This is a genomic window from Amorphus sp. 3PC139-8, from assembly GCF_040750475.1.
Lineage (GTDB): Bacteria > Pseudomonadota > Alphaproteobacteria > Rhizobiales > Amorphaceae > Amorphus.
In genome coordinates, this window is the sequence record NZ_JABJVY010000017.1 from 29,929 (window position 1) to 42,488 (window position 12,560).

The 12,560-nt window shown below is 64.9% G+C and carries 9 protein-coding genes; 7 read left to right on the forward strand and 2 right to left on the reverse strand.

Translation table 11 applies throughout. The features are described 5' to 3' along the window. Window positions 1-173 precede the first annotated feature (173 nt). The gene (locus HNS03_RS15940; protein WP_367196649.1) at window positions 174-1,460 is read right to left on the reverse strand and encodes a nucleotide sugar dehydrogenase; all 1,287 of its coding nucleotides are present in this window, start codon (window positions 1,458-1,460) and stop codon (window positions 174-176) included. Between the two features lie 324 nt (window positions 1,461-1,784). On the opposite strand from HNS03_RS15940, the gene HNS03_RS15945 reads away from it, so the two are divergent. From HNS03_RS15945 to HNS03_RS15970, 6 genes are all read left to right on the forward strand, one after another. Then, window positions 1,785-3,824: an FAD-dependent oxidoreductase gene (locus HNS03_RS15945; RefSeq protein ID WP_367196651.1), complete on the forward strand. Its 2,040-nt coding sequence runs from the start codon at window positions 1,785-1,787 to the stop codon at window positions 3,822-3,824. A gap of 655 nt (window positions 3,825-4,479) precedes the next feature. Then, entirely contained in the window at window positions 4,480-6,030 is a 1,551-nt protein-coding gene (locus tag HNS03_RS15950; RefSeq protein WP_367196652.1) for an ABC transporter substrate-binding protein, read from the forward strand. A 268-nt stretch (window positions 6,031-6,298) separates the two neighbouring features. Beyond that, window positions 6,299-7,306 carry an ABC transporter permease gene (locus HNS03_RS15955; RefSeq protein WP_367196654.1) on the forward strand — a complete coding sequence of 336 codons (1,008 nt, stop codon included), beginning with the start codon at window positions 6,299-6,301 and terminating at the stop codon, window positions 7,304-7,306. A gap of 61 nt (window positions 7,307-7,367) precedes the next feature. Further along, the gene (locus HNS03_RS15960) at window positions 7,368-8,189 is read left to right on the forward strand and encodes an ABC transporter permease (RefSeq protein ID WP_367196764.1); all 822 of its coding nucleotides are present in this window, start codon (window positions 7,368-7,370) and stop codon (window positions 8,187-8,189) included. Beyond that, window positions 8,186-9,064, forward strand: a complete 879-nt coding sequence (locus HNS03_RS15965; RefSeq protein ID WP_367196656.1) for an ABC transporter ATP-binding protein — start codon at window positions 8,186-8,188, stop codon at window positions 9,062-9,064. Before HNS03_RS15960 ends, HNS03_RS15965 begins: the two co-directional genes overlap by 4 nt. Beyond that, window positions 9,061-9,900, forward strand: a complete 840-nt coding sequence (locus HNS03_RS15970; protein WP_367196657.1) for an ATP-binding cassette domain-containing protein — start codon at window positions 9,061-9,063, stop codon at window positions 9,898-9,900. Before HNS03_RS15965 ends, HNS03_RS15970 begins: the two co-directional genes overlap by 4 nt. 134 nt (window positions 9,901-10,034) lie before the next feature. Here the strand turns inward: HNS03_RS15970 and HNS03_RS15975 are convergent, their stop codons facing one another. Beyond that, complete coding sequence (locus HNS03_RS15975; protein WP_367196659.1) at window positions 10,035-11,603, reverse strand: phytoene desaturase family protein; 1,569 nt, start codon at window positions 11,601-11,603, stop codon at window positions 10,035-10,037. Between the two features lie 141 nt (window positions 11,604-11,744). Between HNS03_RS15975 and HNS03_RS15980 the strand changes: the two genes are divergently transcribed. Then, window positions 11,745-12,533 carry a cyclase family protein gene (locus HNS03_RS15980; RefSeq protein WP_367196660.1) on the forward strand — a complete coding sequence of 263 codons (789 nt, stop codon included), beginning with the start codon at window positions 11,745-11,747 and terminating at the stop codon, window positions 12,531-12,533. The last annotated feature ends 27 nt before the right edge of the window (window positions 12,534-12,560 follow it).

Sequence of the window (12,560 nt, forward strand, 5' to 3'; positions counted from 1 at the left end):
CCGCTTTCGTCGATGGGGCAGGGTCCAGAAGCAGCCGCGAAACGGCCATTGGGTTTGATATCGCGCCGTCTCGGTGGGCGGTCGCTGCGTCGATGGGATCGTCTAATACAATTTCAGGCGGAAGGGCACCGCCGATCCACTGCAATTCGCCCTCGGCGCTGGCTGGTACCCGCTCAGGGGCGCCAAAGCTGGATCCACTCGGGCTTGGCCGCGCGATCGAGACGCGCCTTGAGGTCCATCACGATGCCGGTTCCCTCAGGAAGGCGTCCATGGAGAAATGACCAGCCTCGCGCGAGATAGGCGTCGTGGGGGACGGCGAGGATCACTGCGTCCGCCTCGCCGATCGCCTGCTCGTCGACCAGGTCGAACCCGTACTCGTGGCGAACCTCGTCCGGATCGGCCAGGCAGTCTGCGACGGTCACGTCCATGCCGTAATTCTTTAGCTCGCGGACCACGTCGACGACCTTCGAATTGCGGATGTCGGGCACGTTTTCCTTGAACGTGACGCCCAGCACGGTGACCCGGTGTCCGCGATTGCCGTGACTGGAAAGCAGCCGGACGCAAGTCTGGGCGATCCGGGCTCCGAAATTGTCGTTGGTGCGCCGACCGGCCAGGATGACCTCCGGGTGGAGGCCGAACATCTGGGCCTTGTGAGTCAGATAGTAGGGATCGACGCTGATGCAGTGGCCGCCGACGAGGCCGGGCGTGAACGGCAGGAAGTTCCACTTGGTGCCGGCGGCCGCCAGCACGTCATAGGTGTCGATCTCCATGCGTCCGAAGATCTCGGACAATTCGTTCATGAAGGCGATGTTGAGGTCGCGCTGGGTGTTCTCGATGACCTTGGCGGCTTCGGCCACGCGGATCGATGGCGCGCGATGAATGCCGGCCGTCACCACGGAGCCGTAGACCTCGGCCACGATGTCCAGGGTCCGGTCGTCTTCGGCGGAAACGACCTTGACGATGGTGTCGAGCCGATGCGCCTTGTCGCCCGGATTGATGCGTTCCGGCGAATAGCCGACGGTGAAATCCCGGCTCGGGGTCAAACCGGATAGGGCGGCGAGGACGGGGACGCATTCCTCTTCCGTCGCGCCCGGGTAGACGGTGGATTCGTAGACGACGATATCGCCGGCGGAGAGGACTTTGCCGACCGTCTCGCTTGCCTTGAGAACGGCGGACATGTCGGGCCGGCGGGCGGCGTCGATCGGGGTCGGCACCGTGACGATGTAGAAATCCGAGTCGCGAAGATCGGCGGGATCGTCGCTGAAGACGATCGGTGCGGAGGTCAGCTCCGCCTCGCTGATCTCTCTCGTGTGGTCGTGGCCGGACCGTAGCTCCTCGATCCGTCGCGGATTGACGTCGAAGCCGACGACCGGCGCTCCCGAGCGCGCCAACGCAACCGCGACGGGCAATCCCACGTAGCCGAGACCAATTACCGCGATCTTCCGACCGTGCTGCGTCATGTGCGCTCCGTTGGATTTATGGGTCCTGACCCTAGGACAATGGGCGCTTCCTACCGCTCCGTCGGGATTTCGGCAATTGGAATGCGCGCCGATTGCCGCCCTTTAGGCTGGCAATCGCAACAGGTCGCTTCCAGAACAGCGCTGCCCCGTCGAATGCGCAAAGATGCTGGTTGGAATCACTTAAGTTCGTGCCTGTCTCTCGAGACGGTCGGCCCGAACGGTGACCTCCCGCAAAGACGATCGTCTCCGACGCCATTCGTGTGTGGGGACGCCGAAATGGTCGCGTGACGATCGATGCCTGATCCGCGGCCCTTGGAACACGCCATGTCAAACGATCCGCTGCTGCAGCCCTACACCCTTAAGCATCTGACGCTGAAGAACCGGCTGATGATCTCGTCTCACGAGCCAGCCTATCCGGAAGACGGGATGCCGAAGGAGCGCTACCGCGCCTATCACGTGGAACGGGCGCGCGCCGGCGTCGGACTGACCATGACGGCGGGCTCGGCGGCGGTGGCCCGCGATAGCCCGCCGGTGTTCAACAACATCCTGGCTTGGAAGGACGAGGTGGTCGGCTGGATGCGCCTGCTCGCCGACGAATGCCACGATCATGGCTGTGCCGTGATGATCCAGCTCACCCATCTCGGCCGGCGCACGCGGTGGGACAAGGCGGACTGGCTGCCGGTCGTCTCGGCCGGCTACGAGCGCGAACCGGCCCACCGGGCATTCCCGAAGAAGGTCGAGGATTGGGATATCGCGCGCCTGATTGCAGACTATGCCGGTGCGGCGGCGCGCATGCAGGCGGCCGGTCTCGACGGCATCGAAATCCAGGCCTACGGCCACCTGATGGACCAGTTCTGGTCGCCGCTCACCAACGATCTGGCGCCGCCCTATGGCGGCCCCAGCCTGGACGACCGGCTGCGCTTCACCTTCGAGGTGCTTCAGGCGATCCGCCGCCAATGCGGGCCCGATTTCATCGTGGGCGTACGCTACACCGGCGACGAGCAGCTTGCCGGCGGCCTCAGCAAGGAGGATGGCCTGGAGATCTCCCGCCGTCTCAAGGCGAGCGGTCTCGTCGACTTCCTTAACGTCATCAGAGGCCATATCGACACCGATGCCGGTCTGACCGACGTGATTCCGGTCCAGGGTATGGCGTCGGCGCCCCATCTGGATTTCGCGGGCGAGATCCGCGCGGAAACCCAATTCCCGACCTTCCATGCCGCCAAGATCCAGGATGTGGCCACCGCCCGCCATGCGATTGCGTCGGGGAAGCTCGATCTGGTCGGCATGACGCGCGCTCACATGGCCGATCCGCACATCGTGGCCAAGATGCTGCGCGGGGAGGAGGAGCGCATCCGCCCCTGCGTGGGCGCGAACTACTGCCTCGACCGGATCTACCAAGGCGGCATGGCGCTCTGCCTGCACAATCCTTCCACGGGCCGCGAACTGGAGCAGCCGCACCAGATCGAGCGGGCCGAGACATTGCGCAAGGTGGTGATCGTCGGCGCCGGACCGGCCGGCCTGGAGGCGGCGCGGGTCGCGGCCGCGCGCGGTCACGACGTGACCGTCTTCGAGGCCGCCAACGATGCCGGCGGTCAGATCCGCCTGACGGCCCAGACCGAGCGCCGCAGGGAGATGATGCAGATCATCGACTGGCGCCAGGCGGAGTGCGTCCGGGCAAATGTGCGGTTCCACTTCAACAGCCTGGCCGATGCCGACATGGTGCTCGCCGCCGCGCCGGACGTCGTCGTGGTCGCCACTGGCGGCCTGCCGCACACGGAGGTGCTGAGTGCGGGCAACGAGCTGGTGGTGTCGGCCTGGGACATCCTGTCCGGCGATGCGGCACCGGGCGAGACCGTGCTGATTTACGACGATGCCGGCGACTATCCCGCGCTGCAGGCGGCGGAGAAAATCGCGAAGGCCGGAGCGAAGGTCGAGATCGTGGCGCGCGATCGGGCGATCGTTCCGGAGGTGATGGCGATGTCGCTGACCCCGTCGCTGCGCATCCTGCAGGCGCTGGATGTGACCTTTACGTCGACGTGGCGGGTGGATGCTGTCCGCCGCGACGGCAACGGGCTCGTCGCGACCCTCGGTAGCGACTACGGGGGCGTCACGCGGGAGCGCTGTGTCGACCAGGTCGTCGTCAACCATGGCACGCGGCCGCTCGACGAGCTTTATTTCGAGCTGAAGGACGGTTCCAGCAATCTGGGGGAAGTCGACTACGAGGCGCTGATCGCGCGCCGGTCACAAACGGTTTTGCGCAATTCTGAAGGGCGCTATCAGCTCTTCCGGATCGGTGACGCTGTCGCGGCCCGCAACACTCATGCTGCGATCTATGAGGCGTTGCGTCTTCTGCGTACCCTTTAAAGAGGGCGGAATCGACCGGTTGACGGGGCTTTGGTTAGGGCTGAGGCAGGAATTGCATATCTGGCATGCATGCATGCGTCTTGTTTGTGCAGCGCAAAAGATCCAAATCACTCGCAGCTGATGGATGACACGGGACGCGCTCCTCCCTGCGACCCGTTGATGAAGGCAGCTGTTCCCCTCTGGAAGGTGACGCAGGCGCTTATCGCTTGCGAAACTGCCGGGCTCCTCGGAGCCCGGCTTTTCTTTTTTCTGCCCCGAAAATCCATAGGTTGCGACGCTCAGGCAGAGGCTCGATAGCCCCGGAGCGTCCTGGGCGGGCAGATCAGCCCAAGCCTATGAAACCGATGCCGCCGATCTCCTGACGGATTGCCCTTCGTTCGATTCCACGGCAGGCTTTGTCGTCGGGGCCGCAGATCCGCGTTCGAATTGCGCAAACGAGTTAATTGCATTTTCACGCGTGCAGGGCGCTTTGGTGTTCCTGTCCGGCGTGGCGATGTGGTGGCGACAGCATGCCAAGCGTGCCGCGATGCCGCGGGTCGCGCGACATCGTGGGGCTTGTTCGTTCGCGCGAGTCCGACTACGAATATCGATCTATCCAAACGCATATAATTAAAAACAACCCATCCAGACCGCCTTTCATCCATCGGAGGCCGCCATGACCGGACCATCCTTTTCCCGCCGCACCCTTCTGCAACTTTCGGGCGCGGGCGCCGCAGCTCTCACGCTGCCGCTCGGCTTCGCTGGCCGTGTGCTGGCCCAGGACGGCTCGACCGTCACCATCGCCTACAACGTTAACTTGCCGTCCTTCGATCCGACGGTGGGTGCGTCGGCGGTCAACCCGACGATCCAGACGATCTATCAGGCGGTGTTCGACCCCTATATCCGTCAGGCGCCGGATCTGTCCTTCGAGCCGGGCATTCTGACCGACTGGGGCTGGAACGAGGACAAGACCAAGGTCCATATGACGGTCCGCGACGACGCGGTCTGGCACAACGGCGACAAGGTCACCCCGGAAGACGTGGTGTGGTCACTGGAGCGCGCCGGCAATCCGGAAAGCGGAAACCCGATCCAGTTCGTCTGGTCGAAGATCGGCAACTTCCAGATCGACGGGAACACGGTCACCGCCGACGTGAAGGAATATGAGCCGACCCTGTTCAAGTGGATGGCCTTCCTCACCGGTTACGTGCTGCCGAAGAAATATTTCGAGGAGGTTGGCCCGGAAGGCTTCGAGGCCAAGCCGGTCGGTTCCGGGCCTTATATGGTCGACACCTTCGAGCGCAACGCTTTCCTGCGGCTGAAGGCGAATCCGAACTATTGGGGCGGCAAGCCGGCGTTCGAGACGGTCATCTTCAAGTTCGTGCCGGATGCCACCAGCCGCGTGGCGGAGATCGAGTCAGGTGCTGCCGACGTCACGCTCGAAATTCCGTACGAGGAATTCGATCGTCTGAAGGACAAGCCGGGCATCGTCGGCGAGACCATTCCGGTCTCCGATATCGCGATGATCTTCATCAACGATATCGGCGTCATGAAGGACGAGAATGTCCGTAGGGCGGCGGCGATGTCGATCAACAAGAAGGCGATCGTCGATCGACTTCTCCGGGGCTACGGCGTGCCGCTCGATACGCTGCAAACGCCCGAATACGACGCCTACGATCCCTCCATCAAGGTGCCTTACGATCCCGACCAGGCGCAGGCGCTTCTGGAAAAGAGCGGCTATTCGCCCGACAACCCGGTCAAGTTCACCATCCAGACCACTCGCGGCTTCAAGCCGAAGGACTATGAGATGGTGCAGGCGATCGTCGGCATGTGGCGCAAGGTGGGTATCGACGCGACCATCGAGGTCTACGAGATCGCCAAGCACTACGAGCTGCGTGCCCGCGACGAGCTGGCCGAGGCGGCCTTCTACAACTGGGGCAATGCGATCGGCGATCCCGGCACCTCAACGGGCTTTGCCATGTTCGGCCCGTCGCCGCACTCCGTCTGGGATGGCCAGGAGGTGTTCGATGCGATCGCGCCGCTCTGGGCCGAAAAGGACGAAGAGAAGCGCATCGCCGGCTGGAAGAAGGTCGACAAGCTGATCGCCGACAAGGGCGCGGTGATCCCGCTCCTGCAGTTCGTGCAGCCGATCGTGCACACCGACAAGGTGGCGGTCGTGCCGCAGGCAAACGGCATGCTTCTGCCGCAGAAGATGACGCCGGAAGGCTGACGGGCACGCGTCTTGCTGCCTGGCTGGAGCCGTTCAGCTTTTCATGGAAGCGCCGAACGGCTCTAACCGTTTGCATTCACGCATTTCCGGACGGTCAACTGGTTTCCACTTGGCCTGGAAATGCTCTCGTCGCAAGTCGTCTCATCAGCCGGCCGCCCACACGGTTCGACTTCGGAGCCGAAGCTCCGAAGTCGACGTGGGCTTGGGCCGTATTCACACGAATTCGGCCGATCCGATCGTTCTCTTCCGTTGCGGGAATTTCTGACGCATGGGCCGCACAGCCCTTCTTCGCCGCCTTCTTCTGGTGCCGCCGACCTTGATCGGTGTCGCCATCGTCGTGTTCGTGCTGCTTCGGGTCGTCCCCGGCGACCCGATCGCCATGATGATTCCGCCCGGCGCGAGCGCCGAGGACATCGATCGCCTGCGCGCGCTCTACGGGCTCGACCAATCGATCCTGGTCCAGCTTTTCGCATGGTTCGGCGATCTGGTGACCGGTGATCTCGGCACGTCGATCAGTCTGCGCCAGAATGTGGCGACGCTGATCCTCGGGCGGCTGCCGGCTACGCTGGAGCTGGTGGCCTTTGCCACCGTGATCGCCGTCGTTCTCGGCGGGTTTCTGGCACTCATCGGCGCGTTCTATCGCCGGCGCGCCGGCGAATGGATCGTCGACGGGGTGATCGGCTTTGTCGTCGCGATCCCGGATTTCCTCTGGGGCCTGATCTTCATCCTGGTGTTCGGCGTGGTCTATCCGCTGTTGCCGATCTCCGGGCGGATCGACCCGCGGCTCTCCACCGATTTCGCGACCCAGTTCTATCTGGTGGAATCGCTGGTCACCGGACAGTTCACGATCTTGAAGGGGCTGCTCGCCCACATGCTGATGCCGGCGCTCGCCCTTGCGCTGCCGCTGTCGGCAATCATCGCACGGGTGCTGAAGTCGTCGCTCGCGGTGGCGGAGAGTGCCGAATACGCCCAGATGGCGACGGCGCGCGGTTTTTCCCGTCGCTCGGTGCTGATCGAGGAGGCGCTGCCGAACGCGGCGATCCCGACGGTGACGCTTACCGGGGTTCAGTTCACCTTTCTGGTGGGCGGTACGGTGCTGATCGAGCGGATCTTTTCCTATGAGGGGATCGGCAACATGGCGGTCGATGCCGTCATCAACCGCGATCTGCCGCTGATCCAGGGGATCGTGCTGACCTTCGCCATCCTGTTCATCGCCATCAATCTGGCGATCGACATTCTCGTCACCTTCCTGAACCCGAGGCTGCGTCGTGGCTGAACCGGCTTCTTCCCCTGCCGCCGATGCCGCGCCCGCGGCACCCCGGCGTCCCTCCCACCCGATCGAACCGCGGCTGGTGATCGGTCTGATCGTCGTCGGCGCGCTGCTGATCATCGCGGCCTTCGCGCCGCTAATAGCGCCGCATGACCCGCTGGAGCAGGATCTGCTCTATTCCATGCTGCCTCCGTCATGGCAGTCGGGCGGCGAGCCCGGCTACTTTTTCGGAACCGACAATCTCGGCCGCGACATCCTCTCCCGACTGATCTACGCGACCAGGGTTGCGCTCACGGTTGCCTTCGTCGCAGCGCTCCTGGCGGCTGCGATCGGCTCGCTGCTCGGGCTTTCGGCCGGTTATTTCGGCGGCATCGTCGACCAGGCGGTGTCGCGGCTGGTGGAAGTCTGGATGGCGTTCCCGCCGGTGCTGCTCGCGATCGTGCTCGCCGCCGTTCTGGGCGCGGGGCTCTCTTCGGTCATCGTCGCCATCGTCGTCGTCGACTGGACACGCTTCGCTCGGGTGGTGCGGTCCGAAACCATGGTCGAGCGCGAGATGGAATATGTTGCCTCCGCTCGCACACTGGGCCTTTCCGGCCCATTCATTCTGGCCAAGGAAGTCTTGCCCAACGTGTTGCCGCTGATCATCACGCTGTTGTCGGTGGAGATGGGAATCGCGATCGTCGTCGAGGCGATCCTCTCCTTCGTGGGCCTGTCGGTCTCCACCGACTTTCCGACCTGGGGCGGCATGATCGCGGAGGGGCGACAGGTGGTCTACCAGACGCCCTGGCTGCTTGGGCTGCCGATCGCCTGCATTGTGGTCTCCGTGCTCGGCTTCAACCTGACCGGCGACGGCCTGCGCCACGCCCTCGACCCGGTGCATCGGCGATGACGACACCGATCCTGACCGTCGACCACCTGGTGGTCACCATCAAGGGTACGCCGGTGCTGCGCGACGTTTCGCTTCGTGTGGCGCCGGGCGAGGTGCACGGCCTGGTGGGTGAATCCGGCGCCGGCAAGTCGACCATCGGCAAGGCCGTGCTGGGCCTATTGCCGCGAGCGGCGAAGATCGCCGGTGGCTACGTCATGTTTGATGGGGTCGATCTCGTCGGCATGGGCGAGGCCGAGCGGCGAAAGCTCCTGACCAAGGAGATCGCGCTCATTCCGCAGGACCCAATGACCGCGCTCAATCCGGTCAAGCGGATCGGCGCCCAAATAATCCGGCCGCTGACCCGCCATCTCGGCCTCTCCAAGCAGGAGGCCCGGGCGCGGGCGCTTTCGCTGCTCGGAGAAGTCGCGATCCGCGATCCGGAAGGTGTGTTGGAGCGCTACCCGCATGAGCTCTCCGGCGGCATGCGCCAGCGCGTGCTGATCGCGATGGCGTTTTCCACCACGCCGCGCCTGATCATCGCCGATGAACCTACCACGGCGCTCGACGTCACCGTCCAGCGCCAGATCCTTGCGCTGATCCGGGACCTGCAGACACGCCACGATGCCGCCCTGCTGTTCGTCACCCACGATCTCGGCGTGGTGGCGAAGATCTGTGACCGGGTGACGGTGCTGCATGCCGGCCGCGTGTTGGAGCAAGGGAGCTGCGCGCAGGTGATCGAACACCCGCACCACGCCTACACGCAGGCACTGCTCGCCGCGACGCCGCGCTTCGACCGTCCGGGCGAGGTGCTGGCGCCGGTGCCGGCCGAGCTCGCCGCCTCGCTTTGGAAGGAAGCGGCGAGCTGGGATGCCCAGCATCCGGGAGGGGCGCGATGACCGACGCACCGCTGATGCAGGCGCGGGGGCTGACCGTCGCGCTCCCCAATCGGGCCAAATCCAAGGTGTTCGGCCCCCCGCCCACCATTACCCTGGTCAAGAGCATCGATTTGGACGTCGCGCGCGGGGCGGCCATCGGGCTAGTCGGCGAATCCGGCTCCGGCAAGACCACGCTCGGCCGGGCGTTGATCCGCCTGCTTCCGATCGCTTCCGGGTCGCTTCTCTTCAACGGCACCGACATCGCCAAGGCCGAGGAGGGGGCGCTGCGCCCGCTTCGGCCGAAGATGCAGATGATCTTTCAGGATCCGATGTCGTCGCTCAATCCGCGGCTCAAGCTCGCGACCATCCTGACCCGGCCGTTCGAGGCGTTCGGCGTGCCGTTTCCCGATGGCTCCCGGCGCGACACAGCGGCCCGTCTGCTGGATCTGGTCGGCCTGCCGACCGCGTTCGTCGACCGCTATCCGCACGAGCTTTCCGGTGGCCAGCGCCAGCGTGTCGGCATCGCGCGGGCGATCGCGCTGGAACCCGATTTCATCGTGGCCGACGAGATTGTCTCGGGCCTAGACGTCTCGACCCAGGCGCAGATCCTGATCCTGTTGAAGGAGCTGCGCGCCCGGATGGGGCTTACGCTCGTCTTCATCAGCCACGACCTTTCCGTGGTCCGGGCGCTTTGCGACGAGCTGGTCGTGCTCCTCCATGGCGAGATCGTCGAGCGCGGGCCTTGCGCCGAGGTCTTCGAGGCACCCAAGGCCGACTATACCCGCGCCCTCATAGAGGCCGTGCCGCTACCGGAAATTGATCCGGCTTGGCTCGGCGCGCCCTCGGCGGAGGCCTGAGCGGGGCTTGGGGCACGCCGGTTATTGCCTCCCCCGGAGCGGCGATCGGGGGCGCCGACCCGGCTTTCAGCGGAAGCCGGAGGGTGGCTCAATAAATATGCACCTGCATATAAATTGCGCTATGACGTGTTGTCTCAAGCGCCGCCGAGCATCCGGCCGAGCGTGAAGCCGGAGCCGGCTCCCGTGCCGCCGCCGGGCCAGGTGGATGCGCCGATCAGGTAGAGATCTTTGATCGGGGTGCGATGGTCGGCGTAGCCGGCCACCGGGCGGAACAGGAAGTTCTGGAACAGATGGTGGCTGCCGCCGAGGCTGTCGCCGCCGACCAGATTGGGATTGCGGCGCTCCAGGTCCGCCGGGCTCTCCACGTAGCGCCCGATAATCTTGTCCTTGGTGCCCGGCGCATAGCCTTCCAGAATGTCGATCACCCGGTCCGCGAACGGCTCGCGCGCTTCGTCCCAGGTGCGCGCGGAGATCTGGCCGGCGGCGTCGCCCTTGATCTCTCCAGGCGCCATGCGGACCTGGACCCAAAGCGTGTGCTTGCCGTCCGGCGCCCTCGACGAATCGACCGTGGTCTGCTGGCCGACGACCAGCACCGGTTCTTCCGGCAAAAGGCCCGAGAGTGCCTGGGAATAGGCGCGCGAGATCATGTCGAGATCCGGGGCGAGGTGGACGTAGAGGAAGCGCTTCAGCTCCTCTCCGGCGGTCCAGTCGGGCAGGTCGGAGAGCGCCAGATGCACCATCATCGCGCCCGGCGCGTGGCGGAATTTCCGCGCGCCTTCGTCGAAGCGGCGATCGCCGGAGTTGCCGCCGGCGAGCTTCACCAGCGCCTTCGGGGTCACGCTTGCAACGACGGCGCGCTTGGCGCGGACAACGGTGCCGTCCGCCAGCTCGATCGCCGTCGCCTTGCCGCCTTCGTGGCGGATGGCGGTTACCTCCGCGCCGGTTTTGACCGTGCCGCCAAGCTCCTCAACGCGGGCGACCATGGCGTTGATGATGGTGTCGGCGCCGCCTTGGCCGATGACCATGCCGAAGCTCTGATCGGCCATCGATTCCAGGTAGGGAAACAGCGCTCCGCCGGCGACGTCGGGGCTGAAATCCAGGTGCATGCCCCAGGTCGCAAGCGCGGTCCGGATCTCCGGCGATTCGAAATTTTCCTCCACGAATTCCCGCGGCGACGAGGCGATCAGGCGGGCCGTGTCGAGCAGCCAGCGCGCGCCTTTCCTGCGCCAGGCCTTGAAGCCGAAAGCGGCGATCGACCGCCACGTCATTCGCGCGCCCAGCAGGCCGAACAGGAAGGGCGCATCCTCGCCGAACCGCTGCACCATCGCCCGCCAGCGCTCGCCATCGGCGGCGGAAAAGCCCGCCGCGCGCGCCGCTGTGGTCTCCAGATCCTTCGACAGGCCGAACCAGGTGCCCTCGCGGGTGGGAGAGGCAAAGCAATGCTCCGCCGGCACGAACGCGAGCCCATGCTTTTGCAGCGCCTCTCCGTGGGTCTGGAAAAAAGCGGAGCCCGCAAACATGCCCAGGTTGGTTGCGTAGAGGTCATGACGGAAGCCGGGCAGGGTAGCCTCCTCGGTCCGCACCGCGCCGCCCGGCCGGTCGTTGCGCTCGAATATGCCGACCGACCAGCCCTTGCTGGCCAGATGCACCGCAGCCGCCAGCGCATTGTGTCCGGCGCCGACGAAAATTGCATCGAATTCCATGGTGTCGTGCGCTCCTCTCGCCGCAGCGGCCCAGTGATTGGGCACTCTAACCGGGTGGTGAATTTACTTGCAAATACATAAATCGACGTTAGTCTGGTTCCAAGGAATGGTCAGACGGCGACCAAATCGGAGGAGTCGACTATGACGGCGTCGGACGCGCTTCAGAACGTGGCGAGCATGCTTCTGTCGGGACAGGTTGAGGTGGTGGACCTTGCGGTGCCGCTCGGGCCGGACACGCCGCTAATCAAGTTGCCTGACCAGTTCAAGCAGACGCCGCCGGTCAAGGTTCACGAGATCTCCAACTATGACGACAACGGCCCGTTCTGGTCCTGGAACTGGTACGAGCTGGGCGAGCACTCCGGCACCCATTTCGATGCCCCGGTGCACTGGATCACCGGCAAGGATTATGAGGACGGTTTTACCGACTCGCTGCCGCCGCAGAGCTTCGTGGCGCCGGTCAATGTGATCGACTGCTCCAAGGAGACCGCGGAGAATCCGGACTTTCTCCTGACCGTTGAAGGCATCAAGGCCTGGGAGGCCGAGCACGGCGAGATCGAGGCCGGGACCTGGGTTGTCATGCGCACCGACTGGTGGCCGCGCAACCGTAGCCAGGACGACTTCCTGAACGTCGACGAGAACGGGCCGCATTCCCCTGGGCCCACGGCCGAGGCCATCCAGTTCCTGATCGATAAGGGCATTTGCGGTTGGGGTACGGAGTGTGTCGGCACCGACGCCGGCGCCGCCGGCGGGTTCGAGCCGCCGTTCCCGGCGCACAATCTCCTGCACAAGAACAAGCGTCTTGGCCTGGCCAGCCTCGCCCATCTCGACAAGCTGCCGGCCAAGGGCGCGATCCTGATCGCGGCGCCGCTGAAGTTCGTGAAGGGCACGGGCAGCCCGATCCGGGCGCTCGCCCTGGTCCCGAAGGCCTGAGGCGGGCCCGGGCTACGGTAAAGCGGG